Source organism: Xanthomonas hawaiiensis (genome assembly GCF_031834635.1).
Taxonomy (GTDB): Bacteria; Pseudomonadota; Gammaproteobacteria; order Xanthomonadales; family Xanthomonadaceae; genus Xanthomonas_A; species Xanthomonas_A sacchari.
The window spans coordinates 4564172-4589597 of the sequence record NZ_CP115873.1; the positions used below are offsets into that span (position 1 = coordinate 4564172).

Below are 25426 nucleotides of genomic sequence, written 5' to 3' on the forward strand. Positions count from 1 at the left end.
CATCGCGCCCGACCGCGTTCCTCCCCTCGCCGCCGCCACAGGAGCCGCCCCATGTCCCGTCCCGATCCCACGCCGCCGCCGCGGCGGCCCTGGCTGGCGCTGGCCGGCATCGCCGCGATCGCCGCGATGCTCGCCGCCGCCTTCGCCTGGAGCGCCGGCTGGCTGGGCGGCCCGCAGCAGCTGACCGCGCAGCGCATGACCGACGCCATCGAAGCCGGCGGCCCGCCGCATCCGGGGTTCCGTCGCGCGCACAGCAAGGGCGTGTGCGTCAGCGGGCATTTCGAAGGCAATGGCCAGGGCAGCGCGCTGTCCTCGGCGCGGGTGTTCGCGCAATCCTCGGTGCCGGTGCTGGGCCGGTTGTCGATCGGCGGCGGCGACCCGCACGGTGCCGACGGCGCCGCCCGCGTGCGCAGCATGGCCCTGCAGTTGCGCAGCGACGACGGCCAGGAATGGCGCACCGCGATGAACAGCTTCCCGTTCTTCGTGGTCGCCAGCCCCGAGGGCTTCATGGCGCAGACCCTGGCCGCGCGGCCGGACCCGGCCACCGGCAAGCCGGACCCGGCGAAGATGGCGGCGTTCCTGCAGCGCTACCCGGAGGCGAAGAAGTTCCAGGAGTGGGCCAAGACCGCGCCGTGGTCGGACAGCTGGGCCAACACCCAGTACAACGGCGTCAACGCGTTCCGCTTCATCGCCGCCGACGGCAGCACACATGCGGTGCGCTGGTCGATGCGCCCGCAGACCCCGTTCGCGCCGCTGTCGGCCGAGCAACGCGCCAAGGCCGACGCCGACTTCCTCAGCGAGGATCTGCAGGCGCGGCTGGCACGCGGCCCGCTGCGCTGGGACCTGGTGCTGACCGTGGCCGCGCCCGGCGACCCGGTCGACGACCCGTCGCAGCCGTGGCCGCAGGACCGCCAGCAGGTGGTCGCCGGCACCCTGGTGCTGGACCATGCCGAACCGCAGGCCACCGGGCCGTGTCGCGACCTCAACTACGATCCGCTGATCCTGCCGCACGGCATCGCCGGCTCCGACGATCCGATCCTGGCCGCGCGCTCGGCGGTGTACTCGCAGTCCTTCAACCGCCGCGAGCGCGAGATCGCCCGCGGCCAGGCGCCCGACGCCACCGGCACGCCGCACGGAGGTGCGCAATGAACCGCGACGACCGCTCCGTGCACTTCAACCTGCTCGCGCGCGTGCTGCACTGGCTGATGGCGGCGATGATCCTGACCATGCTGTTCGTCGGCGTGGGCATGGTCGCCTCGGTGTCGCAGCGGCCCTGGCTGCTGAACCTGCACCGCCCGCTGGGCATCGCCATCCTGTTGCTGGTGCTGGTACGCCTGGGCAACCGCCTGCGGCACCGGCCGCCGCCGCTGCCGGCCGACCTGCCGCGCTGGCAGCAGGCCGCCGCGCACGCTTCGCACTGGCTGCTGTATGCGCTGATGCTGGCGATGCCGCTGCTCGGCTGGTCGATGCTCTCGGCCGGCGGCTACCCGATCGTGCTGTGGCCGGGCGTGCAGTTGCCGCCGATCGCCCCGCACAGCCCGGCGCTGTACGCCTGGCTGCGCAGCGCGCACGGCTGGCTGGCCTACCTGCTGTTCGCCACGGTGCTGGCGCACCTGTGCGCGGCGCTGTTCCATGCCTGGGTGCGCCGCGACGGCGTGTTCCCGAGCATGGCGCGTGGCCCGGCGACGCCTGCAGCGCCGCGCGACCAGGCGTAGTCCACCCGACGACGCGCACGCGCGGTGCAGCGTTGGCACGCACCGCGCTGCTCGCGCACCTCGATCGGCGCGGTGACGTCCTGCAGCGGAGGCGCGCCAAGGATTTGTGGCGCCGCCGACATGGTCCCAGCTCCGGGCCGCCGTTACACTTGTCGACGGACGGCACGCTCGTCCGCCCCGTTCTTCCCGCGCACCGGTCGTTCCCTGGAAATCCGGTGCCGCGGTCGCGCCAGCCAGTGCCGTTGTTCCGCAGCCCGCCACACCGGCCTGCGAGTCCGCGCGCCAAGCCAGCTCACTCTCGATCGTCGTCCGGCGCCGCATCCGCGCCGGCGATGGCCCTGCCTGCTGCCTTGGAGTCCGCGATGTCCCGTGTTGCCCCCACCCGCCGTTTTCCGCGCCGTTCTGCCCTGGCCGCGGCCTGCCTGCTGGCCGCCGCGCCGGCGTTCGCCGCGACACCAGCCGCGTCCGCCGCCGACGGCGCGGACGATGCCGAACGCGACGTCACCACCCTCGACAAGATCAGCGTCAAGGGCGAGCGCGCCGAGGGCTACAGTGTGCGCAAAACCAGCGCCGGCACCCGCTTCGAACTGGCGCCACGGGAGATCCCGCAGTCGGTGAGCATCATCAGCCACCAGCGCATCGAGGATCAGGGCCTGGACGACATCATCGATGTGCTGGAGAACACCACCGGTGTGTCCAGCACGCGCTCGGACAGCGAGCGCTTCGAGTTCTACGCGCGCGGCTTCTACATCGACAACTACCAGTTCGACGGCATCCCGACCACGATGGTGCAGAACTGGAGCTACGGCGATTCGGCGCTGGACCTGGCCCTGTACGACCGCGTCGAGGTGGTGCGCGGCGCCACCGGCCTGCTCACCGGCGCCGGCAATCCTTCGGCCTCGGTCAACCTGATCCGCAAGCACGCCGACAGCGCCGAACTGACCGGCAGCGTCACCGTCAGCGCCGGCAGTTGGGGCCGCACGCGCTCCACGGTCGACGTCACCACCCCGCTCAACGCCAGCGGCACGGTGCGCGCCCGGGTGATCGGCAGCTACCTGGACACCGACTCGTACGTGCAGCGCTACAGCCAGCGCAAGGCGCTGGGCTATGCGGTGATCGATGCGGACCTGACCCCGGACACGCAGTTGAGCGTGGGCTACGACTACCAGAACAAGCAGTCCGACGGCGTCACCTGGGGCGGCTTCCCGCTGTGGTACGCCGACGGCAGCCGCACCGACTATCCGCGCTGGTTCAACCCGGCCGCGGACTGGACGTTCTGGGACACCACCAGCAAGCGCGCCTTCGCCACGCTGCAGCACGCCTTCGGCAACGGCTGGCAACTCAAGCTCAACGCCACCCACGACCAGACCGACGTCACCGACAAGCTGTTCTACCCGTACTACACCATCTATGGCTTCGACCGGCAGACCGGCGCCGGCGTGGTGCCGTATTCGGGCTACTACATCACCGGGCGCAAGGTCGACGGCCTGGATGCCTACGCCGAAGGCCCGTTCCAGTTGGGCGGGCGCGAACACGAACTGATGGCCGGGCTCAGCTACAACCGCCGCCGCTACGTGAACACCGGCGCGTTCGACTTCCCCGGGCCGCTGCCCAGCTATCTGGGCTGGACCGGTGCCTATCCGGAACCGGCCTGGTCGCCGCTCAGCGAGTTCAGCCGCGGCACCGTCACCCAGAAGGCCGGCTATGCGGCGGCACGGCTGTCGCTGGCCGATCCGCTGAAGCTGATCCTGGGCGCGCGCTACACCGACTGGAAGGTGGATGGCAGCGAGAGCGGGGTGGGCTACGTGCTGCACCAGGAGAAGACCACGCCCTATGCCGGCCTGGTGTATACGCTCGACGACGTCTGGTCGGTCTACGCCAGCTACACCGACATCTTCCAGCCGCAGACCGCGCGCACCGCCAACGGCGCCTACCTGGATCCGGTGATCGGCAAGAGCTACGAGGTTGGGGTCAAGGGCGCCTGGTTCGACGACCGCCTCAACGCCGCGCTGTCGGTGTTCCGCATCGACCAGGACAACGTCGCCCAGGCCACCAGCGGATTCGTGCAGGGCACCACCGAAACCGCCTACGTCGCCGCGCAGGGCACGGTCAGCCGTGGCGTGGAGGTCGAATTGAACGGCGAGCTGGCGCCGGGTTGGAACGCCACGTTCGGCGCCTCCCGCTACGTCGCCAAGGACGCGGCCGGTGCGGACATCAACAGCCAGCTGCCGCAGACCACGCTCAAGCTCTACAGCAGCTACACGCCACGCCGCCTGAGCGAACTGACCTTCGGCGGCGGCGTCAACTGGCAGAACCGCATCTATTACGTCGATGCCACCTATGGCCGTTTCGCGCAGAGCGGCTACGCGCTGGTCAGCGCCTTCGCGCGCTATCGCCTGTCGCCGGCGTTCTCGGTGCAGCTCAACCTCAACAACCTGCTCGACAAGCGCTACTACGCGCAGATCTACGGCTACGGCGCCTGGGGCGAACCGCGCAACGGGACGCTGAGCTTCAGTTGGTCGTTCTGAACCGGCAGTCCACGCCTCACGCATGCCGCGATGCGGCATGCGTGGGATGGAGCCAGGCGCCCTAGGCCTCGGCGACGCGCAGCGGCACGTCGTCAGCGGCGGCGACGCGGTTACGGCCGCCGCGCTTGCCGCGGTACAGCGCCGCATCGGCGCAGCGCAGCAGTTCCTCGGTGCTGCGGCCATGGTCCGGATAGGCGGCCACGCCGATCGACACGGTCACCGGCGGCAGCGTCTGGCCCTGGTGCTGCACCTGCAATGCCGCCACCGCGGCGCGGATCTGCTCGGCGCGGCGTTGCGCCACGTCGGCAGCGGCGCCGGGCAGGATCACCGTGAACTCCTCGCCGCCGTAGCGGCAGGCGATGTCCTCCGGCCGCACCAGCCCGGCCAGCAACTGGCCGAACGCCGCCAGCAAGGCATCGCCGCCGGCGTGGCCGAGGCGGTCGTTGAGCGCCTTGAAGTGGTCCAGGTCCAGCATCATCAGCGCCAGCGGCTGCTCGCGCCGCTCGCAGCGCGCCAGTTCGCGCACCAGCGATTCTTCCAGGTAGCGGCGGTTGTACAGCCCGGTCAACGGATCGCGGATCGACTGCGTGCGCAGGCGCTGGCGCAACTGCAGGTTGTGCAGCGCCATCGCCAGCTGTTCGGCCACCACCTCGACCAGCGGCAGGCGCTCGAGCAGGGCCGGATCGCGGCTGGACAGATGGATCAGCCCCAGCGGCTCGCCCTGCACCACCATCGGCACGCAGGTGCCATGCCGCGCCGCACCGGCAGCGTGGGCGCAGGCCGGCGCCGCGCCGGGCCGCTGGATCTGGGTGGCGCGGCTGCGCAGGCCTTCGCAGCCGCTCAGCGATAGCGCCGGCGCACACACCGCCTCGTCGCCCCAGTGCGCCACGCAGACCGCCTGCTCGCCCGCCGCGTCGGTGCAGTACACGCTGCAGCCGGCGTCACCGAGCAGGCGTTCCAGCGCCTGCCGCGCGACCTCCACCGCCTCATCCTGCTGCACGCAACTCTGCAGGCCGCGGCTGCAGCGATTGAGCGTGCGCAGATCCTGTTCGGTGCGCTGCATCTGCTGCACGGTGCCCACCAGCAAGGCATTGGCATGGTGTCCACGCAGCTCGGCCTGACTGCGTCGGCCGATCTCGCGGCGCAGCAGCAGGTACAGGCACAGCGTCATCGCACAGACGGCGGGAATGCCGACCACCGCCAGCCGGCGCAGCAGGTCGGCATTGGCGGCGGTGGAGCGGGCGCTGCTCGCCAGCGCCGCGCGCTCGCTGCGCACCATGCTGTCGGTGTTGCGCCGGATCGCCTGCGACAGCACGCGACCCTGGCGCGCGCGCTCCGGGTCCGGCCTGAGCATGCCCGGGCCGCCGCCGCGCTCGAAACGGGCCACGGCCCGCGCGCTGTCGCGCATGCGCGTCTGCACCTGCGCCTGCACCAGGCGCAGGCGCTGCTGCTGGGCGGGGTCGTGCCGTACCAGCGCGGCCAGTTGCTCCAACCGCGCCGGCAGCGTCTGCTGGCAGCCGCGGAAGTCGGCCAGATGCTCGCGGCTGCCCAGCAGCAGGAAACCGCGCAGGGAGGCATCGCAGTCGGCGAGGTTGAGCTGCAGGCCGTTGATGCCGGCAATCACCTGGTGGCTGCGTTGCACCTCGGCGGCATCGTCGAGGAAGCGCTCGCTGCCCACCAGCACGCCGCCGCTGATGCCCAACAGCAGCAGCAGGGCCAGCGGCACGCCATAGCGGTTGATCGTGGTGGAGGGCATGGCGTCGACGAGTGGAAGGGAGGGATGCCGCGCGCGCCACCCACTGCGCTGCGCAGTCAAGCGCAGGGAGCCATGCAAATTCCAGGCCACACGGCGCGTCGCGTCACAGCCAGCCCTTCTGCCGCGCCAGCCGCGCCGCCTCGATGCGGTTGCCGACCCCGAGCTTGCCGATCGCCTCGGACAGGTAGTTGCGCACCGTGCCCGACGACAGCCCCAACTGCGTGGCGATATCGCCGGCCGAGGCGCCCTCGCCGGCCAGGCGCAGCACCTGGCGCTCGCGGTCGTTGAGCGGGTCGGCTTCGGACCACGCTTCCAGCGCCAGTTCCGGATCGATCGCGCGGCCGCCGCGGTGCACCTGGCGGATCGCCTCGATCAGCCGCTGCGGCGGCGCGTCCTTGAGCAGGTAGCCGCCCACCCCGGCGTCCAGCGCACGCCGCAGGAAACCGGGGCGGGCGAAGGTGGTGACGATGATGACGCGCACCGGCAGTTGCTGGCGCTGGATGCGCTGGGCCAGCTCCAGGCCGCTGAGGCCGGGCATCTCGATGTCGGTGACCAGCAGATCCGGCGAATGCGCCTGCAGCGCGCGCCACGCGGCCTCGCCGTCGGCCGCGCTGGCGACCACGTCCAGGTCCGCTTCCAGGCCCAGCAGTGCGCCCAGCGCACCGCGCACCATCGCCTGGTCCTCCGCCAGCACTAAACGAATCACGGCACCCCCCGGTCCTTGTCGGCCCATTGTAGTGCCCGGGCCGGGCCGGCGCTCAGCCGAGCGCGGCGTCCTGATCCGCCGGGGCCTGCGTCCGCGCCGCCAGCGTGGCCTCCGGCACGGCCACCTCGACCCGCGGCAACGGCGCAGCGGCGACCAGACAGGTGCCCAGGCCGCGCTCGGAGGCGATGCGCAGGCTGCCGCCCACCGCCTCCAGCCGCTCGCGCATGCTGCTCAGCCCGGTGCCCGGCTGCAGCGCGCCGCCGCGGCCGTCGTCGCGCAGTTCCAGCAAGGCCTGGCCACGCTCGCACCACAGCCGCAGCTGCGCGTTGCGGGCAGAGGCATGGCGCTGGATATTGGTGGCGGCCTCGCGCAACACCAGCGCGAACACCGTCTCCAGCTGCGGGCACGGCGGCAAGGCCTCGACCTGGTAACGGAAGGTCACCCCCGACGATTCCAGCAGCAGCTTGGCCGAGGCGATCTCCGCCGCCAGCTGCGCCGCGCGGATGCCGCTGACCGCGCGTCGCACCTGGCCCAGCGCCTCGCGTGCGACCTGGCCCACCTCCTCCATCTCGCGCTGCGCCGCGGCGGCGTCGTGGGCGAGCAGGCGCGTGGCCAGGTCCGATTTCAGCGCCACCAGCGACAGGGTGTGGCCGAGCAGGTCGTGCAGGTCGCGACCGATGCGCTCGCGCTCGGCCACCGCCGCCAGGCGCCGCACTTCCTCGTGGCTCAGGCGCAGTTGCGCCTCGCCGCGCGCACGGCGCTCGAAGCTGATGTTCATCAGCCCCACCGACAGACCGACCACCACCGCGCTGACCATGTACAGCGGCGACCAGCCGCGCAGCGTCCAGGCCAGCGCGAACAAGGCCAGCAACGTCAGCATCGCCGCCACCGCCCGCACCGGCGGCAGGCAGAACGCCAGGAAGGCGCAGGCATAGATGATGTAGCACTGTGCGCCCGGGTTGTACGGCAACAGCACGAACGCCAGCGCGGCCATGCCTGCCACGCACCACGGCAGGTAGCGCCGGTGGAGGTAATAGGCCACGTAGTACAGGGCCAGAAACACCAGGTAGCTGGCCAGCGTCGGCGGGAACCAGTTGCGGAAGTAGTACGGCTCGTACAACGGGGTGACGAACAGCCAGATCGACCACACCAGCGACAGCCACACGAACCAGTGGGTGCTGGACTTGGCCGAGCTCCAGCCGATGCGGCGGGCGATCAGCGAGTCGGGCGAGGCGTGCAGCAAGGCGATCACGTCGGGCTCCCAGGGCGGCACGGCCGCCGCGGTGCATAGCTTAGCGAAGGCGCCGGCACGCGGAACCGCGCGACGGCGCCGGGATCGGGATGGCGCGCCATCAGCCGCGACGCAGGCGCCGCTGCGCCAGTGCGTAGAACACCGCCGTCACCGCCAGCAGCGCGGCGGCATGGCCGACACTGCTGCGGCCATCGGCCTGGCCGACCACGCGCAGCGCCAACTGGCCCAGGTGATAGGACGGCCACAGCGGCGCCAGCGTGGTCAGCCACGCCGGCAGCAGTTGCAGCGGAATCCACAGCCCGGACAGGAACGCCATCGGCAGGTAGATCAGGTTGACCAGCGCTGGCGCGCCGCTGCCGCCGGCGTAGGCGCCCAGCGCCAGCCCGATCGCGCAGAACGGCAGCGTCCCGAGCACGTCCACCAGCAGCAACCCGATCCGCTGCGTCGGCGTCAGCATCACCCCGCCCAGCAACGCGGCCAGCGCCTGCAGCAGCACCCCGATCGCCAGCGCGAACGCCATCGCCAGCACGGTGCGCGCCAGCAGCAGCGCCATGGGCGGCACCGGCATCGCCCGCTTCAGCGCCAACAGGCCGCGCTCGCGGTCCAGGGCCAGGCCGACGCCGAACCCGAACAGTGCTGGCGCCATCACTCCGAACACGCTGTAGCTGGCCATCAGGTACACCGCCGCGTCGTGGCGCCCATGATTGAGCAGCACCCCGAACAGCAGGTAGAACAGCGGCGGGAACAGCAGCGTCGGCAGGGCGAACGACGGCGTGCGCAGCCAGCGCAGCACCTCGTAGCGGATCTCGCGCAGCAGCAGCGCGCCCTGGTCGCGCAACGACCAGGCGGCCGCCGGCGGGACAACGGAAAGATCGATCGGGTTCATGCGGCCTCCGCACGGGTGATGGCGAGAAAGGCGTCGGCCAGGCCGGCGCGGCGGACTTCCAGCGCGGCCAGCGCCGGATCGCTGGCCAGCAGCCGCGCCACCACCGGCTCGACCGGCTCGGCGACCACCTCCAGCACGCCGTCGCGGCTCTCGGCGTGGCGCACCTGCGGCCACTGCGCGACTTGCGCCGCCGGCAGCGCGCTGCGGCAGCGGATGGTGCATTGCTCGAAGCGCGCACGCAGTTCGGCGACGCTGCCCTCGGCGATCAGCGTGCCGCGCTGCAGCACCGCCACCCGGTCGGCCAGCGCCTCGGCCTCTTCCAGATAGTGCGTGGTCAACAGCACCGCGCAACCGTCGGCGACCAGTTCGCGGATCGCCCGCCACAGGCCCTGCCGCGCCTCGATGTCCAGGCCGGTGCTGGGCTCGTCCAGGAACAGCACCTGCGGCCGCCCGCAGATCGCCATCGCGAACTGCACGCGCCGCTGCTGGCCGCCGGACAACTGGCCGTAGCGGCGCGCCATCAACCCGTCCAACCCGGCCAGCGCCACGCAGTCGGCGACGCTGCGCGGCTGCGGGTAGTAGCCGCGCGCCTGCAACAGCAGCTCGCCCACACGCAGCGTCTCCGGCAGCCCGGCGGTCTGCAGCATCGCCCCGGCCTGGCGGCGTGCGGCCAGCGCCCGCGGATCCTGCCCACACAGGCGCACGCTGCCGGCGTCGGGCGTCTGCAGCCCGAGCAGCAGGCTCACCGCGGTGCTCTTGCCGGCACCGTTGGCGCCCAGCAGCGCCAGCAACTGGCCACGGTGCAACTGCAGGTCGACGCCGTCGAGCGCGACCAGCGCCCCGTAGCGTTTGTGGACACCGCTGAGCTGCGCCAGCGGCAACGCATCATGGTCAGGCATGGACAACTCCAGTGGTGGCAGGGAGTGTCTAGGCTGCGCCGCGGCCGGTCGCCCGCCCAGTGCAGCGCGTCAACTGCAGTGGATGACATCTGTCACTGGCAGCCCTCGCCCGATTGCCGCATGCTGCGATCCACGCCGAGGGGCGGCGTTTCTTCCCGTTGCAGCGCACCGCAGAAAGTGACTTCCGGCCATGCCCACGGCGGCCGGCGGCTCGCACACTGCAGCGCGCCGACCGTTTCGTTCAAGGACACGATGAGTACTTCCTCCGACCTGCTCAAGGAACTCCGTATCGACCGCAAGGCGCCGCCGAGCGAGCCGCCGTCGCGGCGCGGGCTGTGGATCGCGTTGGTGCTGCTGGTGGTGCTGCTCGCCCTGGGTGCCGGCGGCTGGTGGCTGTTCGGCCGCAGCAAGCCGCTGGAAGTGCGCACCGCCGCGGTGGTGGCGATCGCGCCCGGCAGCAGCAGCGCCTCGGTGCTGGACGCCAGCGGCTACGTGGTGGCGCGGCGCATGGCCACGGTCTCGGCCAAGATCACCGGCAAGGTCCGCGAGGTGCGCATCGAGGAAGGCATGCGCGTGGAGCAAGGCCAGGTGATGGCGACGCTGGACCCGATCGACGCCAACGCGCAGCGCGTGCTGTCGGCCTCGCAACTGGACGCGGCGCGCAGCCTGGTCGCCAACATGCAGGCGCAGGTGCGCCAGGCCGATGCCGATGCGCAGCGGCTGCAGACCCTGGCCGGCCAGCAACTGGTCTCCCGTTCGCAGTACGAGCAGGCGGTGGCGCAGCGCGACGCCCTGCGCGCGCAGTTGCAGAACGCGCAGCGCAACGTGGCGGTGGCCGGCAACCAGCTGTCGATCTCCGATCTCAACGTCGACAACACCATCGTGCGCGCACCGTTCTCCGGCGTGGTCACCGCCAAGGCGGCGCAGCCGGGCGAAATCGTCTCGCCGCTGTCGGCCGGCGGCGGCTTCACCCGCACCGGTATCGGCACCATCGTCGACATGGATTCGCTGGAAATCGAGGTCGAGGTGGGCGAGTCCTACATCGGCCGGGTCAAGCCGGGCATGCCGGTGGAGGCCGTGCTCAACGCCTATCCGGACTGGAAGATCCCGGCCGAGGTGATCGCGATCATCCCCTCCGCCGATCGCGGCAAGGCGACGGTGAAGGTCCGCGTGGCGCTGAAGCAGAAGGACGCGCGGATCGTGCCGGAGATGGGCGTGCGGGTCAGCTTCCTGGAAGCGCCGCAGCCGCAGGCCCAGAACACGCCGCAAGGCGTGCGGGTGCCGGGCGCGGCGATCGTCAAGCGCGCCGGGCAGGATGTGGCGTTCGCGGTGAAGGACGACAACACGGTCGAGCAGCGCGCGCTGAAGACCGGCATCGCCCTGGGCGACGACCGCCAGGTGCTGTCCGGCCTGGCCGCGGGCGACACGGTGGTGCTGGATCCGCCGGAGGCTTTGCATGCGGGCATGCAGGTAAAGATGGCGGAGACTGGTGCGCAGTAGTGCGCGATGGTGTGCTGCGCACTTCGTCAGTACCCAATGTCGCACTTGAAGTGGTCGCTTTCCAGCGGCGCTCCACCACAGCCATACCGCTCCAGCTTTTTATGCTGTTGTTGTTGCAGTCCTTGCATTTTTGCTTTGACGATCTTTTCGGTGCAGTCGCCACGGTAAAGCGACCACACGAGTGACGTCACTGCTACTGCTGTTGCTATTGCTGTTGCTATTGCTGCTGCTCCTACTACCGCTTCTGCTGTTGCTGTTGCTTTGTAGCTGTTGCTGTTGCCTTTGCTCTACCGGGTTCCCTTCCGCAGCGGCGGATGGACCGGGGAAACACCCGAAGGGCGGCGCACATGGATGTGCGCCGTTCGCGGCAGGGGCAGGATGCCCCTTCCGCGAATCCCCGGTGCATCCGCGGACCCGGAGCGCGCAGCGCGGAGGGCGCGAGGCAGGGCGCGCTTTCTTTTGGTTACCTTTTCTTTGCGCGAGCAAAGAAAAGTAACTCGCCCGCAAGGGCGAAAGCCTTTGCTGTTGCTCGAAGTTTGTGTGTCAGGTGAGAAGGTCTGTAGGAGCGGCTTTAGTCGCGACAAACGTAATTGGTCATGCCTGTCGCGGCTGAAGCCGCTCCTACGATCCAGCGGTTGCCACCGTAGCAGCAAATGCAAAAGCAAAGCTTTCGCCTTGCGGCGAGTTACTTTGATCAGCCTTCGGCTGCTGAGAAGCGCTTCTTTGCTTGTGCAAAGAAAAGTAACCAAAAGAAAGCACACCCTGCCTACGCGCCCTCCGCGCTAACGCGCTCCGGGTCCGCGTCCAGCCCGGGGATCCGCGGAAGGGGCATCCTGCCCCTGCCGCGGACGGCGTACATCCATGTACGCCGCCCCTTCGGGGTTTTTCCCCGCGCTGGCCGCCGCTTCGGAAGGGAACCCGGCAAGTCAAAAACAAGAACAACCGCAACAGCAACAGCAACAGCAACAGCAACAGCAACAACTGCACCTGCATCGCAACAGCAACAGCAACAGCACCCGTAATCCCTCGCCACCACCGGCGACCGCATCGCCTCCACCTCGTCCACCGCCAGGAACACCACCATGTCCACCCTCGTCACCCTGCGCAACGTCACCAAGACCTACCAGCGCGGCCCCGAGAAAGTCCAGGTCCTGCACGGCATCGACCTGGATATCGCCCGCGGCGACTTCGTCGCCCTGATGGGTCCGTCCGGCTCCGGCAAGACCACCCTGCTCAACCTGATCGGCGGGCTGGACTCGCCCAGCGGCGGCGAGATTGAGATCGAAGGCCAACGCATCGACCGCATGAGCGGCGGACAGCTCGCCACCTGGCGCAGCCACCACGTCGGCTTCGTGTTCCAGTTCTACAACCTGATGCCGATGCTGACCGCGCAGAAGAACGTCGAACTGCCGCTGCTGCTGACCTCGCTCAGCGCCGCCCAGCGCAAGCGCAATGCCGAGATCGCGCTGACCCTGGTCGGCCTGGCCGAGCGCCGCAACCACAAGCCCAGCGAACTGTCCGGCGGCCAGCAGCAGCGCGTGGCCATCGCCCGCGCCATCGTCTCCGACCCCACCTTCCTGATCTGCGACGAACCCACCGGCGACCTCGACCGGCGTTCGGCCGAGGACGTGCTGGGCCTGCTGCAGGAACTCAACCGCAGCCACGGCAAGACCATCGTCATGGTCACCCACGACCCCAAGGCCGCCGAGTACGCCACCCATACCGTGCACCTGGACAAGGGCGAGCTGGCCGACGCGCCGGCCGCGCACTGAGCGAGGCGATGCCATGAAGTATTTCTCGTTGATCTGGGCGCAACTGTTCCGCAGCAAGACGCGGACATTGCTGACCCTGTTCTCGGTGATCGTCGCCTTCCTGCTGTTCGGCCTGCTCGACTCGGTGCGCGTGGCGTTCACCGCCGGCGGCTCGGTGGAAGGGGTCAACCGCCTGGTGGTGGCCTCGCGGCTGTCGATCACCCAGTCGCTGCCGGTGCGCCTGGAGTCGCAGATCCGCAGCGTGCCGGGCGTGCGCGACGTGACCTATGCGATGTGGTTCGGCGGCATCTACAAGGACCCCAAGGACTTCTTCCCCAACTTCTCGGTCGCGCCGAACTTCTTCGACGTGTACAGCGAATACGTGGTGCCGCCGGAGCAGCTCAAGGCCTTCCGCGAGACCCGCACCGGTGCCGCAGTGGGCGAAGCGCTGGCGAAGAAGCACGGCTGGAAGGTCGGCGACGTGATTCCGCTGCAGGCCACCATCTTCCCGCGCGGCGGCAGCAACGACTGGCCGCTGGAACTGAAGGCGATCTTCAAGGCCAAGGACCGCGCCAACGTGCAGGCGGAGAACCAGTTGATGATGAACTGGAAATACTTCGACGAGAGCAACGACTACATCAAGGGCAAGGTCAGTTGGTACACGGTGCGGCTGGACAACCCTGAGCACGCCTCGCGCGTGGCGCAGGCGATCGATGCGCTGTCGGCCAACTCCGACCACGAGACCAAGTCGCAGACCGAGTCGGCGTTCCAGCAGGCCTTCGTCAAGCAGTTCGCCGACATCGGCCTGATCGTCACCTCGATCATGGGCGCGGTGTTCTTCACCCTGGTGCTGCTGACCGGCAACACCATGGCGCAGGCGGTGCGCGAGCGCATCCCGGAACTGGCCACGCTCAAGACTCTGGGCTTCCAGGACCGCACGGTGCTGACCCTGGTGATCGTGGAATCGGTGCTGCTGATCGTGCTCGGCGGCCTGCTCGGCATGGCCCTGGCGGCGGCGGCGATCCCGGTGCTGGCCAGCGCCAGCCGTGGCGCGCTGCCGGTGCACGCGGTGCCGGCGCAGACCTGGCTGATCGGCGCGGCGCTGATGCTGGTCATCGGCGTGGTGGTCGGCCTGCTGCCGGCGCTGCGTGCGCAGCGGCTGAAGATCGTCGACGCCCTGGCCGGGCGCTGAGCCCGCGCCTTCTCTCCAGCACATCGATGCCACGGACGGCAAAGCAGACCCGAGGAACAACGCAATGAAGATGCAATGGTTATGGAATGTCCTGGCGATCGCGGCGCTGGCGCTCGGCCTGGGACTCTGGATCGCCCTGCCCTGGTTCCTGGTGCTGGCGCTGGTGGCGGTGCTCGCCGTGCTGCTGCTGGTCACGCGCAGCGGCCGGCTGTCGCTGGCCGCCGCGCGCATCGGCATCGCCAGCCTGCCGCAGCGCTGGGGCGCCAGTTCGGTGATCGTGGTCGGCATCGCCGGCGTGGTCGGCGTGCTGGTGGCGATGCTGGCGATGGGCCAGGGCTTCCAGGCCACCCTGGACAGCACCGGCGACGACACCACCGCCATCGTCCTGCGCGGCGGCTCGCAGGCCGAGACCAACTCGGTCATCCTCCGCGACCAGGTGCCGCTGATCGCCGGCCTGGCCGGCGTGGCGCGCGGCGCCGACAACCGCCCGCTGGTCTCGCCGGAACTGTCGCAGGTGGTGAACCTGCAGTCCAAGTCCGACGGCAGCGACGTCAACGCGCAGTTCCGCGGCGTCGGCGAGCAGGGCTGGGCGGTGCACGACAAGGTCAAGCTCCTGCAGGGCCGTCGCTTCACCCCGGGTCTGCGCGAGATCGTGGTCGGCAAGGGCGCGCAGTCGCAGTTCCGCGGCCTGCAGCTTGGCCAGACCCTGACCCTGGGCAACCAGGCCTGGACCGTGGTCGGCGTGTTCGCCAGCGGCGACGCGCACGACTCGGAGCTGTGGACCGACACCCAGACCCTGGCCACCACCTACAACCGCAGCGCCTACCAGTCGATCAGCGTGCGCACCCAGGGCCAGGACGGCTTCCGCCAGTTCAAGGCGGCGATGGACGCCGACCCGCGGCTGAAGCTGGACGTGTTCACCACCCGCGAGTACTACCGCAAGCAGGGCGGCAACCTCAGCAAGGTGCTGGAGGTGCTGGGCACCTTCATCGGCACCATCATGGCGATCGGCGCGGTGTTCGGCGCGCTCAACACCATGTACGCGGCGGTCGCCACCCGTGCCCGCGAGATCGCCACCATGCGCGCGCTCGGCTTCCGCGGGCTGCCGGTGGTGGTGGCGGTGATGCTGGAGACCATGCTGCTGGCGCTGCTCGGCGGCGTGCTGGGCGGGCTGATCGCCTGGGCGATCTTCAACGGCTATAGCGTGTCCACCCTGGGCAGCAATTTCAGCCAGGTGGTGTTCCAGTTCAAGGTCTCGCCGCCGCTGCTGTGGACCGGGCTGAAGTGGGCGCTGGGCATCGGCCTGGTCGGCGGCCTGTTCCCGGCGCTGCGCGCGGCGCGGCTGCCGATCACTACCGCCCTGCGCGCGCTGTAGCGCCAGGGCTGGACGCGCCGGGCCGGGACCCCTGTCCCGGCCCGGCCCAATGGCGGCTGACGCGTCATCGTTCCGTCATCGAAACGCGGTAGAACGGCCGCCGCCGAGGCGCTAGCCTGCGCGGCCATTTGGTTCCACGCCGCCACGCCCATGTCCTCGCGCCTGCGCCTGCTGCTCGTCCTCTGCGCCAGCCTGTGGTTGAGCGCCTGCTCCTCCACCTCGCTCAGCGACCGCCTGGTCGCGCCAGGCGGCGTGTCGCCGTTGATGGACGAGGAGCGCATCCAGAGCCTGCTGGCGACCCTGCCCAACCGCAGCGGCCACGTGGTGGTGCCGGGCGGCATCCCGATCTTCTGGCGCGCCATCGACCCGGGCGACTACCACATGCGCTACCGCTACGAGCACGCCGGCCGCGACGCCAGCGGCCACGAGCATGCCGACTTCGCCATGGACGTGGGCACCCCGGCGCCGGCCACGCACGTCGCCCCACGCGGCACCGTGGTGCTGCTGCACGGCTGGATGATGGACGGCGACTCGCTGCTGCCGTGGTCGCTGGACCTGGCCCAGGCCGGCTACCGCAGCATCAGCATCGACCTGCGCAACCACGGCCGCTCCGGCGGCGGCCCGGCCGGCTACGGCACCCGCGAGTCCGACGACGTGGTCGCGGTAATCCGCGCCCTGCGCGCCAGCGGCGAGGTGCAGGGCCCGGTGTACCTGTTCGGCGTGTCCTATGGCGCGGCCACCGCGCTGTTCGCCGCGCAGAAGCTCGGCGACCAGGTCGACGGCGTGGTCGCGATGGAGTCCTTCGCCAACGCCGGCCGCGGCATCCGCGACATGATCCCGCACATGCTCGCCAGCCGCCCGCGCGGCTGGATGGCCAGCGCGGCGATGGACCTGGCGCGCTGGCGCTACGGCGGGCAGAACCTGGATGCGGTGATCGCCAACGCCAACCAGCGCCTGGCGCTGAACCTGGACCAGGTCGACGTCACCGCCGCCGCGCGCGCCGCCCCGGCCTGCGTGCTGCTGCTGCACGGCAGCGCCGACCAGCACATCCCGGTGGCGCACGGCCGCCTGCTGGCGCTGGACGCACCGCGCGCGCACTACCTGGAGATGCCCGGAGAGAACCACCTGAGCCTGCCGATGCGGCTGGACCTGCTGGCGCCGACCGTGGAGGACTGGTTCGCCGACCTGCAGTCGCCGAACCACGGCGGCCGCTGCCCGCAGCCGCTGCCGCCGCGCGCGGATCCCGAGCTGCAGCTGACCGGTGGGCCGGCCGCGAGCGCTAGCCGGGGATGAAACGGGATTTGGGAGTCGGGATTGGGGATTCGTAACAGCGGCTGTGCTGCTGCTTTTGCCAATCCCCACTCCCTAATCCCGACTCCCCGCTCGCCGCCACACGCCCGAGCGCCACAAACTCTCGCCGGCGAACAGCAGCAATCCGATCCAGATGGCGGCGAAGCCGATGGCCTCGCCTGCGTCGAACGGCTCGTGGAAGAACCACACGCCCAACAACAGCTGCAGGCTCGGCGCGATGTATTGCAGCAGGCCGACCAGCGACAGCGGGATGCGCCGCACGCCGTAGGCGAAGCCGATCAGGGGCACCGCGGTCACCACGCCGCCGAACGCCAGCAGCAGGTCGTTGCGCCAGCCCCAACCGCCGAGAAAGCCACCGCCATGGCCGGCCTCGCCCCACAGCACGAAGCCCAGCGCCGGCAGGAACAGGTACAGGCTTTCCACGCCCAGCCCGGCCACCGCATCCACCTGCACCAGCTTGCGCAGCAGGCCGTACAGCCCGAACGAACCCGCCAGGCCCAGCGCGATCCACGGCAGCGTGCCGGCGTCGACGGTCAGCCAAGCCACCCCGAGCGCGGCGCAGGCCACCGCCAGCCATTGCAGCGGGCGCAGCCGCTCGCGCAGCAGCAGCACGCCCAGCAGCACGTTGACCAGCGGATTGATGAAATAGCCGAGGCTGGTCTCGATCACGTGGCCGGCATTGACCGCCCAGATGTACAGGCCCCAGTTGAAGGCGATCGCCACGCTGCTCAGCGCCAGCGTGGCCAGCGCGCGCGGTTGCGCGGCGATGCGCCGCCACCACTGCAGGCGTGCGCTGTACACCAGCCAGGCCACCACCAGCAGCGTGCTCCAGACGATGCGGTGGGCGATGATGTGCGGCGACGGCACCGCCTGCAGCAGGTGCCAGTACACCGGCACCACGCCCCACAGCGCGAAGGTCGCCGCGGTGATCCACAGGCCGCGCCGCGCGTCCTGCCCGGCGGCAGCGGTCATCGCCGGGTCCTCGCCACGGTGATCACCACCACGCCGGCCAGGATCACCGCCATCGCGCCGAAGTCGCTGGCACTGAAGCGCTCCTGCCCCAGCCAGCTGCCCAGCGCCACCGCGATCACCGGATTGACGTAGGCATAGCTGCCGGCCAGCGCCGGGCGCACGTTCTGCAGCAGCCACACGTAGGCGGTGAAGGCGACGATCGAGCCGAACACGCACAGGTAGGCCACCGCCAGCATGCCCTGCGCGCTCGGCAGGGTGTGCAGGCGTTCGCCGCTGAGCAGGCCGATCGCCACCAGCATCACCCCGCCGCACAGCATCTGCCCGGCGGCGGCCATGAACGGCATCGGCAGGTCGCGCCCGCGCGACCACACCGAACCGAACGCCCAGCCGACCGGCGCGATCAACAGCAGCACCAGACCCATCGGGCTGGCATTGAGACTGCTGCCGGCGTTGAGCCACACCACCCCGGCGAAGCCGACCACGATGCCCAGCCATTCGCCGCGGCTGGCGTGGTGGCCGCGCAGCGTGCCGAACAGCGCCATCCACAGCGGCACCGAGGCCACCGCCACCGCCGCCAGCCCCGAGGACACCTGGCGCTCGGCCAGCACCACCAGGCCATTGCCGCAGACCAGCATCAGCGCGCCGAGCATGGCCAGCGGCCGCCACTGCGCGCGCGTGGGCGCAGCCACCCCGCGCCAGCGCAGCACCGCATACAGCACGCTGCCGGCGATCACGAAGCGCGTGCCGGAGACCACGCTCAACGGCGGCGCGCCGCCTTCCAGGGCGAAGCGGATCGCCAGATAGGTCGAGCCCCAGACGACGTAGACCAGGAACAGGGCGAGAACGACGAAGCCACCGCGCGCAGGCGCGGCGGCGACAGGAGCGGACGGCATCGGACGGCGCCAGAGACAGCGGGGGCGCTATTCTAGAGCACCTGGTCTGCGCAAAAGCCGCTTCACCCGCGCGTGTCGCACCGCCGCGGCGTGCAGACCACTCGTCGAGAAAGGAGTCGTGGATGACATCACACCGCACCTGGCTCGCGCTGCCCCTGCTGGCGGCGCTCGGCAGCAACAGCGCGGCACGCCCGCCTGCCGGACCCTGGGACTTGAACGGACATCAGTTGCTGGAAGCCCCGCTGGACGGCTCGCTGGCAGACGACCTGGGTCCACAGCAACCGCAGGAACTGCGGGTCATGGTGTCCTCGCGCACGGCGGCCGCCTACATGCTCGGCATCGCGGCCGGCAGCGAGGGCGCGCGATGGTGCCGGCCCGCCGGCCAGTCCGGCCCACCGGATATCCAGGCCCTGGTCGCCGATCTCGGCGCGCTGCCCGACGCGCGCCTGGACGAGCGCGCCAGCGACCTGGTCGTGCAGGCCCTGGCCAAACGGTATCCCTGCAAACCTGCCAAGCCGCGCCGCCCATCGCGCTGAGGGCGCCGGCTGCCTCAAGGTCGCGTCGGCGCGACGAGGCAGTGATGAGCCGCTGGCGCGACGACGCGTCGGGCGCCGCACGGGCATTCACACTGGCACCGTAGCCACCGCCAGCCAGGCCCGGCGCTCCACCGTCATCACCAGGCGGCGGTGCTGCAGGTCCGCATGGGCGCGTCAACCGCCAGACCGGCAGCGCGCAGGAGATGAAGGATCTCAACCAAGTCGCGCCAGCTGCCGCCACTGTGCATGGCCGACCCGCGCCGCGCTCTGGCCGAAGAAACGAGATCGGCCTCGCGCAAGGAGTGCGCTGCTCCGTGCAGTTCTGACCCGAGAAGTTTCCACCGATCAGCCGACGTCCATGACAGCGCAACTGCAACCCGCTCCTGCGCTCCGCAGCCCCCGAAAAACCTAAGAGACGGTTCAGCCGCACAGGCGTATCTGTACGCACACACACCTGCTCGCTGCGCATCGCCATGGCCATCGATACCACACTGTCGCCCATCGGCACCGTCACTCCTTACGGCGCATCGCCCTATGGCTTTTCCGCAGCGAGTGCATCCAGCGGTTCGGCGCAAGCCGGCAATCCGATCGTGGCCAGCACCGATCAGGCCGCGGTGCAGCAGGCGGTGGAATTGTCCGGCGACGCCTCGGTGATCTTCAGCCTCGGCGGCCTCGCGGGAACCACGCCGGCCGATACGGGCCTGACCTACAACGCGGCCGGACTGTTCAACAGCATCGTCAGCGCCGGCCCGACCGGTGCGGCCTCGGCCTCGTCTGCCGGCGGCTCCACCTCGACCGCCGGCACGTCGACCTCGACCGGCACCGCGCCCTACCCCACCCTCGACCAGGCCACCCAGACGTACGACCAGGGCCTGCTCGGCACCATCACCGCGCCGCCGTCGCTCCCTGGCCTGTACAACGCCTCCGGCGTCTTCAGCAGCCAGGGCCTGACCCCGCAGCTGTCGTCGCTGCTGCAGTCCAATCCCAGCCTCAGCGGCACGGTCACCGGCGACTTGCTCAATCAGGGCATCGTCGGCGGGTTGATCGACACCACTGCCTGAGCAGTGCGGCATGGTCGCCTGCGGCACCCGCACGCACCTGGCCCGTTAGAAACGGCTTCAGGCCACTTCTGGCATGTGCTTTTCGCGGCCTTGCCGAACACCGCGTTGTTCTCTCGTAGGAGCGGCTTCAGCCGCGACAGGCCTTCCCGGTAACGCCCCGTCGCGGCTGAAGCCGCTCCTACGCGTGGCCTTGCGCCACCCGCAAAGATCGCCTTCTCCCGCGACACCAGCGCAACCCTGCGTGTCGCCGGCCAACGGCCCTGGCACTGCGCAGCCAACGTGCTGTGACGGCACTCGTATGTCGCTCGACTCGGCGTCGCTCAGCCCGGCAGCGCCGGACCGCAGCCCTCCGAGGAATCGCAGGCCGCCGGCAGCGCGCGCCGCTCCAGCGCATCGGCATCGCTTCCCGCATCGCCGGCCAGCGCATCGTTGGCCGCCTGTGCCGCACCTCCCATGAACAGGGAAGCGGACAGCAGCAACATGCGCATCGGGTTCACGGTCACGACCTGGCAACAAGCGGGCCGCACAGTGTAGAGAATGGCGTCGTGCCGAGACAGCACGGCGACGCATTCGCGTGCGCGCGACCGAAGCGCCGTTCAGCGCGCAGGACGATCCAGCCAGCAGGCCAGGCCCTGCGCATTGAGTTCGATGTCCATGTGCAGCACGCGCTCCACGCCGGCATCGTCCAGCGGACAGCCATGCAGCCGCGCCCGCTCCAGATACAGTGCGGTCAGTGCAGCGACCAGGCAACGATGCCGATCGGAGCGGCCGTCGCAGCCACGCGCGATCGCCACCATCGCCTCCAACTGTTCCAGCAATTCCGCCGCCAGCGCCTCGGCCCCCTCCAGCGCACCGTAATGAGTCAGATACAGCGTCCGCGGCGCGTAACCGAGCATGCGCTGGATCGAGGCCTGCATGGCCTCCGGCTCGAACTGCACCGGCGACGAGGTCGGGATCGCGAACGCGCCGCGCGCGCTGTCCAGTTCGCGATAGGACAGGCCGAAGGTGTCGCCACTGAACCAGCTGCGGCTGCGCGCGTCCCACACGCACAGGTGATGGCGCGCGTGCCCGGGGGTGTCGATGCACAGCAGTTCGCGCCCGGCCAGCGACAGGCGATGGCCGTCCTCGGCCACGACCACGCGCTCTGCCGGCACCGGCACAATGGTGCCGTAGCTGCGCGCCATCTCCGCCTCGCCATACACCGCGGTCGCGCCGGCGATCAGCCGCGCCGGATCGATCATGTGCGGCGCGCCGCGCGGATGCACCAGCAGGCGCGCGTTCGGCAACCGCTGCAACAGCGCACCGGCGCCGCCGGCATGGTCCAGATGCACGTGGGTGAGGATCAGCCAGTCCACGTCGCCCGGCGCCAGGCCCGCGTGCGCCAGCGCCTCCAGCAGCACCGGCACCGCATGGCTGGTGCCGCAGTCGACGAAGGCGCCGCGACCGTTCTCCACGATCAGGTAGGCGGCATCGAACTGCGCGCGCTGGAAGCCGGTATCGACGAGATGGATGCTGGGATCGCGTGGCATGGCGCAGAGCGTGGCTGGGCGAGCCACCATTCTAGGCGGTATGGAGAGCGCTGCCAGTGCTGTGCGGCAGCGGCCTGATGAGGACCAATGACGGAACCGACCCAACGGCCGCGAGAGCCCAACGTGGGAGGGACTTCAGTCCCGACTGCATGCGACCGGCAAACACAGGCGCGTCGGGTGTCGCACCAGGACGCGTCGTATGCCTTGCAGGATCGTGTAGGAGCGTTCAGCCGCGACGCTTTGGGGGGGGGGGGGGGGGGGGGGGGGGGGGGGGCCCCCCCCCCCCGGTGGGGGGGGGGGGGGGCGGCGCCCCCCCCCGCTCCTACGACGGCCCCCCGTGCGAGCGCTCAGCCCGCCTCGCGCAACCGCGCCAGCGCCGCCAGCACCGTCTCGGCCGGCGCCTTCAGTATCACCGGCACGGCCTGCAGCGCGTCCGCCTGCGCGGCCTGCTTGAGCGCAGCGATGGTCTGCCCGGCATCGCGCGGCGAGGCGAAGCCGCCGCTCTGCAACAGCAACACGCCCTCGCCATCGAGCAGCTTGAAGTAGAACTGCCCATCGGCCTCGCGGTACTGCTTGAAGCTCGGCAGCGCCTGCTTGGCCGTCGCCGCTTCCGCAGCGCCGCCGGCCTGCGCCGACAGATCGCGCAGGCCCACCGCGTGCCGCAGCTCGGCCAGGAACGGGATCGCATAGCGTTCGCGCAGACGCTGCGCGTTGTCGCGCAGGATCGCCTCGATGTCCTGCGGACGCGCCATCAGCGCTTCATAGCGCACCCGCATCGGTGCGATTTCGGCATCGATACGCTCGAACAGCTGCTGCTTGGCCTCGCCCCAGCCGATGCCGGCGGCGAACGCCTGCGCGAACGCGGCCGTCTCCTCGGCGCTGGCGAAGGCCTGGTACAGCTGGAACAGCGCCGAGCCTTCGGTGTCCTTCGGCTCGCCCGGCGCGCGCGAATCGGTGACGATGGCGAACACCCGCTTCTTCAGCTCCTCGCGCGGGGCGAACAGCGGAATGGTGTTGTCGTAGCTCTTGCTCATCTTGCGCCCGTCCAGCCCGGGCAGCGTCGCCACCTGCTCGTCGATCAGCGCGTCGGGCAGCACGAAGTGCTCGCGGCCGTAGACGTGGTTGAAGCGCTGCGCGAAATCGCGCGCCATCTCGATGTGCTGGATCTGGTCGCGGCCCACCGGCACCTGCTGCGCCTTGAACAGCAGGATGTCGGCGGCCATCAGCACCGGATACATGAACAACCCGGCGGTGACCCCGGCATCGTCGTCCTCGCCGTCGGCGCGGTTCTTGTCCACCGCCGCCTTGTAGGCGTGCGCGCGGTTGAGGATGCCCTTGCCGGCGACGCACGTCAGGAACCAGGTCAGCTCGTTGGTCTCCGGCACGTCCGACTGGCGGTAGAACCACACCTGCTTCGGATCCAGCCCCGCCGCCAGCCAGGTCGCCGCGATCTCCAGGGTCGAGCGCTGGGTCCTCGCCGGATCCTGCGCCTTGATCAGGCTGTGCAGGTCGGCCAGGAAGAAGAAACTCTCGATGCCGGGACGCCGGCTGGCCTGCAGCGCGGGGCGGATGGCGCCGACGTAGTTGCCCAGGTGCGGCGTGCCGGAGGTGGTGATGCCGGTGAGAACGCGGGTGGTCATGCGAAATGGACGGTCCGGGAGAAAACCCGGCGAGTTTACCCGCTGCGCGCCAACCCCGTTCCGGCGCGTGGGGCGTTCAATCCCGCGTCCCCGTCCTGGAGTCGCCGCGATGCATGCTCTTGCTCCGTCCCTGCCCCGTCGTTCCCTCGCCGTGCTCGCCTTCGCCGTGCTGTGCATCGGCGGGCTGTGCGGCTTCCGTCCCTGGCCCGCGCCACCGGCTTCCGCGTCGGCGGTGCAGTTGCAGGTGATCGATCGTGATGCCGGCGACGCTCTGCTGCCCGCGCATGCCTGGCGCGGCGAGCGCTGGATCGCCGCCACGCCCGGCCACCGCTACGCGCTGCGCCTGACCAACCTGACCGGCGCGCGAGTGCTGGTGGTGCTGTCGGTGGACGGGGTCAACGCGGTCAGTGGCCAGACCGCGGCCAGCGACCAGCGCGGCTATGTGCTGGCGCCATGGCAACAAACCGAGATCACCGGTTGGCGCAAATCGTCCGAGGACGTGGCGCAGTTCGTGTTCACCGACCTGGAGGACAGCTATGCGGCACGTACCGGACGCCCGCGCAACGTCGGCGTGATCGGCATGGCGGTGTTCGACGAAGCGCGCGCATGGCCCGATGATGCCGTGCGCGACGCGGACATCGACACAAAGCGGGCAGCCGGGACGCCGGCGCGTGCAAGCGCAACGCCTGCGCCGTCAGCGGCTGCGGACATCCCGCAACCCAGTGCCGCCGCACCGCTCGCGGCGGCGCCGTCGGCCGACGCACGGGCGTATGCACGCGAGGGCAACGCCGCCGAACGCGTGCAGCAACGCCTGGGCACCGGCCACGGCGCGCGCGAATGGTCGCCCTCGCGCGTCACCGAGTTCGAGCGCGCCAGCGACGTGCCGATGCAGCGGACCGCGCTGCGCTACGACAGCCGCGCACGGCTGATCGCACGCGGCGTGCTGCCGCGCACCCTGCCGCCGCCGCGCGTGGCGATCGCGCCGGATGCGTTTCCCGGCGAATACGTGCCGGATCCGCCGACGCGCTGACCGGCAGGGACCAAAAAAGACACGGGCCGCGATGCGGCCCTTGTCGACGACACGCTGGGGCGGCGCACGCCTCAGTCGTGGTATTCCTTGCCCAGGCTGTCGCGGAACGCATGCACTTCCTTTTCGGCGCGATCGCGCGCCCAGCCATAGCGCTCCTGCAGCTTGCCGGCCAGGTATTGGGTATTGCCTTCGGCGACGTCGAAATCGTCGTCGGTCAAGTCGCCCCATTGCGCCTTGATCTTGCCCTTGAGCTGGGTCCACTTGCCGGCAATGATGTCTTTGTTCATGGCGTCTCTCGTGATGTGTAGGCGGCACTGCATGCCGCCCACCCAGCATCGCGCCGCCCGCGTCGCGGGCCGATCAATGCAGCGTCAGCGATACATGAGCATCGTGAATCGTTATGTGCGGCCGGCAGCCGCGCAAAAAAAAACGGGCCGGCAAGCCGACCCGTTTTTCGCAGCTGAGACGAGGCTCAGTTCTTGGCGGCGTCTTCGACCTTCTCGCCCGCCTTCTGCACGTCCTTGCCGGCACCGGCAACGGTGTTGCAGCCGGACAGCAGGCCCACCGAGAACATCGCCAGCAGCATCCACGCAAACGTACGCTTCATAGGTTTCACTCCTTTACTTGGTCATGGGACGCGGCACGCAGGCCGCGCGAAACTCAGCACTTGCCAGCGCTGCAATCCTGCGCCTTGTCTTCCACCTTCTCGCCCGCCTTCTGCATGTCCTTGCCGGCGCCGGCGACGGTGTTGCAGCCGGTCAGCACGCCAGCGCAGAACAGGGTCAGCATCAACAGGGTGGTCAGTCGCTTCATCGTGTCGTCCTCGGCAATCGCAGGTGGTCGGGGTGGGCGGCGATAGGCGTCGCCGCACTACCGTCTGGCGGTGAATCTGCC

Annotated in this window: 25 protein-coding genes; 11 read left to right on the forward strand and 14 right to left on the reverse strand. The window is 70.2% G+C overall.

Annotation, left to right across the window (positions count from 1 at the left end):
- Positions 1 to 51: 51 nt before the first annotated feature.
- The 3 genes from PG878_RS19505 (at position 52) to fhuE (ending at position 4243) form a co-directional block, all read left to right on the forward strand.
- Positions 52 to 1149 (forward strand): catalase family peroxidase, encoded by a 1098-nt coding sequence (locus PG878_RS19505; RefSeq protein ID WP_209030203.1) that lies wholly within the window; start codon positions 52 to 54, stop codon positions 1147 to 1149.
- The gene (locus tag PG878_RS19510) at positions 1146 to 1715 is read left to right on the forward strand and encodes a cytochrome b (protein ID WP_209030202.1); all 570 of its coding nucleotides are present in this window, start codon (positions 1146 to 1148) and stop codon (positions 1713 to 1715) included. The genes PG878_RS19505 and PG878_RS19510 overlap by 4 nt, the downstream gene beginning before the upstream one ends.
- 362 nt (positions 1716 to 2077) lie before the next feature.
- The gene (fhuE, locus tag PG878_RS19515) at positions 2078 to 4243 is read left to right on the forward strand and encodes a ferric-rhodotorulic acid/ferric-coprogen receptor FhuE (RefSeq protein WP_209030201.1); all 2166 of its coding nucleotides are present in this window, start codon (positions 2078 to 2080) and stop codon (positions 4241 to 4243) included.
- A gap of 61 nt (positions 4244 to 4304) precedes the next feature.
- On the opposite strand, the gene PG878_RS19520 is transcribed toward fhuE, so the two are convergent.
- The 5 genes from PG878_RS19520 to PG878_RS19540 all read right to left on the reverse strand — a co-directional run bounded on the left by PG878_RS19520 (position 4305) and on the right by PG878_RS19540 (position 9742).
- Positions 4305 to 5999 (reverse strand): diguanylate cyclase, encoded by a 1695-nt coding sequence (locus PG878_RS19520; RefSeq protein WP_209030200.1) that lies wholly within the window; start codon positions 5997 to 5999, stop codon positions 4305 to 4307.
- A gap of 103 nt (positions 6000 to 6102) precedes the next feature.
- Complete coding sequence (locus tag PG878_RS19525) at positions 6103 to 6705, reverse strand: response regulator transcription factor (RefSeq protein ID WP_209030199.1); 603 nt, start codon at positions 6703 to 6705, stop codon at positions 6103 to 6105.
- 52 nt (positions 6706 to 6757) lie between these two features.
- Complete coding sequence (locus PG878_RS19530) at positions 6758 to 7957, reverse strand: sensor histidine kinase (RefSeq protein ID WP_209030198.1); 1200 nt, start codon at positions 7955 to 7957, stop codon at positions 6758 to 6760.
- Positions 7958 to 8057: 100 nt separating this feature from the next.
- Positions 8058 to 8843 carry an ABC transporter permease gene (locus PG878_RS19535; RefSeq protein WP_209030197.1) on the reverse strand — a complete coding sequence of 262 codons (786 nt, stop codon included), beginning with the start codon at positions 8841 to 8843 and terminating at the stop codon, positions 8058 to 8060.
- The gene (locus PG878_RS19540; protein ID WP_209030196.1) at positions 8840 to 9742 is read right to left on the reverse strand and encodes an ABC transporter ATP-binding protein; all 903 of its coding nucleotides are present in this window, start codon (positions 9740 to 9742) and stop codon (positions 8840 to 8842) included. The genes PG878_RS19535 and PG878_RS19540 overlap by 4 nt, the downstream gene beginning before the upstream one ends.
- A 252-nt stretch (positions 9743 to 9994) precedes the next feature.
- Here PG878_RS19540 and PG878_RS19545 point away from each other — a divergent pair, with 252 nt between their 5' ends.
- On the forward strand, positions 9995 to 11242 hold the full coding sequence (locus PG878_RS19545; RefSeq protein WP_209030195.1) for an efflux RND transporter periplasmic adaptor subunit: 1248 nt from the start codon (positions 9995 to 9997) through the stop codon (positions 11240 to 11242).
- A 26-nt stretch (positions 11243 to 11268) separates the two neighbouring features.
- Here PG878_RS19545 and PG878_RS19550 read toward each other — a convergent pair whose 3' ends face one another.
- Positions 11269 to 11433 (reverse strand): hypothetical protein, encoded by a 165-nt coding sequence (locus tag PG878_RS19550; protein WP_209030194.1) that lies wholly within the window; start codon positions 11431 to 11433, stop codon positions 11269 to 11271.
- 891 nt (positions 11434 to 12324) lie between these two features.
- Here PG878_RS19550 and PG878_RS19555 point away from each other — a divergent pair.
- From PG878_RS19555 to PG878_RS19570, 4 genes are all read left to right on the forward strand, one after another.
- On the forward strand, positions 12325 to 13014 hold the full coding sequence (locus PG878_RS19555) for an ABC transporter ATP-binding protein (protein ID WP_017908954.1): 690 nt from the start codon (positions 12325 to 12327) through the stop codon (positions 13012 to 13014).
- Positions 13015 to 13027: 13 nt separating this feature from the next.
- Positions 13028 to 14185, forward strand: a complete 1158-nt coding sequence (locus PG878_RS19560) for an ABC transporter permease (RefSeq protein ID WP_209030193.1) — start codon at positions 13028 to 13030, stop codon at positions 14183 to 14185.
- 64 nt (positions 14186 to 14249) lie between these two features.
- On the forward strand, positions 14250 to 15560 hold the full coding sequence (locus PG878_RS19565; RefSeq protein ID WP_209030192.1) for an ABC transporter permease: 1311 nt from the start codon (positions 14250 to 14252) through the stop codon (positions 15558 to 15560).
- Positions 15561 to 15710: 150 nt separating this feature from the next.
- Positions 15711 to 16853, forward strand: a complete 1143-nt coding sequence (locus tag PG878_RS19570) for an alpha/beta fold hydrolase (protein ID WP_209030191.1) — start codon at positions 15711 to 15713, stop codon at positions 16851 to 16853.
- 72 nt (positions 16854 to 16925) lie between these two features.
- Here PG878_RS19570 and rarD read toward each other — a convergent pair whose 3' ends face one another.
- Both rarD and yedA read right to left on the reverse strand, forming a co-directional pair.
- Positions 16926 to 17843 carry an EamA family transporter RarD gene (gene rarD / locus PG878_RS19575; RefSeq protein ID WP_209030190.1) on the reverse strand — a complete coding sequence of 306 codons (918 nt, stop codon included), beginning with the start codon at positions 17841 to 17843 and terminating at the stop codon, positions 16926 to 16928.
- Entirely contained in the window at positions 17840 to 18736 is an 897-nt protein-coding gene (gene yedA, locus PG878_RS19580) for a drug/metabolite exporter YedA (protein WP_209030189.1), read from the reverse strand. The genes rarD and yedA overlap by 4 nt, the downstream gene beginning before the upstream one ends.
- 122 nt (positions 18737 to 18858) lie before the next feature.
- On the opposite strand from yedA, the gene PG878_RS19585 reads away from it, so the two are divergent.
- Entirely contained in the window at positions 18859 to 19272 is a 414-nt protein-coding gene (locus PG878_RS19585) for a Rap1a/Tai family immunity protein (protein WP_209030188.1), read from the forward strand.
- Positions 19273 to 19745: 473 nt separating this feature from the next.
- On the forward strand, positions 19746 to 20333 hold the full coding sequence (locus PG878_RS19590) for a hypothetical protein (protein WP_209030187.1): 588 nt from the start codon (positions 19746 to 19748) through the stop codon (positions 20331 to 20333).
- A gap of 320 nt (positions 20334 to 20653) precedes the next feature.
- Here the strand turns inward: PG878_RS19590 and PG878_RS20865 are convergent, their stop codons facing one another.
- The 3 genes from PG878_RS20865 to PG878_RS19605 form a co-directional block, all read right to left on the reverse strand.
- The gene (locus PG878_RS20865) at positions 20654 to 20821 is read right to left on the reverse strand and encodes a peptidase (RefSeq protein WP_209030186.1); all 168 of its coding nucleotides are present in this window, start codon (positions 20819 to 20821) and stop codon (positions 20654 to 20656) included.
- Positions 20822 to 20929: 108 nt separating this feature from the next.
- A complete protein-coding gene (locus PG878_RS19600) occupies positions 20930 to 21862 on the reverse strand; it encodes an MBL fold metallo-hydrolase (RefSeq protein WP_209030185.1) in 933 nt (310 codons plus the stop codon).
- Between the two features lie 347 nt (positions 21863 to 22209).
- Positions 22210 to 23502: a tryptophan--tRNA ligase gene (locus tag PG878_RS19605; protein WP_209030184.1), complete on the reverse strand. Its 1293-nt coding sequence runs from the start codon at positions 23500 to 23502 to the stop codon at positions 22210 to 22212.
- A gap of 109 nt (positions 23503 to 23611) precedes the next feature.
- On the opposite strand from PG878_RS19605, the gene PG878_RS19610 reads away from it, so the two are divergent.
- On the forward strand, positions 23612 to 24532 hold the full coding sequence (locus PG878_RS19610; RefSeq protein WP_209030183.1) for a hypothetical protein: 921 nt from the start codon (positions 23612 to 23614) through the stop codon (positions 24530 to 24532).
- Between the two features lie 71 nt (positions 24533 to 24603).
- Here the strand turns inward: PG878_RS19610 and PG878_RS19615 are convergent, their stop codons facing one another.
- From PG878_RS19615 to PG878_RS19625, 3 genes are all read right to left on the reverse strand, one after another.
- A complete protein-coding gene (locus PG878_RS19615; protein WP_010341025.1) occupies positions 24604 to 24819 on the reverse strand; it encodes a CsbD family protein in 216 nt (71 codons plus the stop codon).
- Between the two features lie 185 nt (positions 24820 to 25004).
- Positions 25005 to 25139: an entericidin A/B family lipoprotein gene (locus tag PG878_RS19620; protein WP_010341024.1), complete on the reverse strand. Its 135-nt coding sequence runs from the start codon at positions 25137 to 25139 to the stop codon at positions 25005 to 25007.
- Positions 25140 to 25192: 53 nt separating this feature from the next.
- Complete coding sequence (locus tag PG878_RS19625; RefSeq protein WP_010341023.1) at positions 25193 to 25345, reverse strand: entericidin A/B family lipoprotein; 153 nt, start codon at positions 25343 to 25345, stop codon at positions 25193 to 25195.
- Positions 25346 to 25426: the final 81 nt, after the last annotated feature.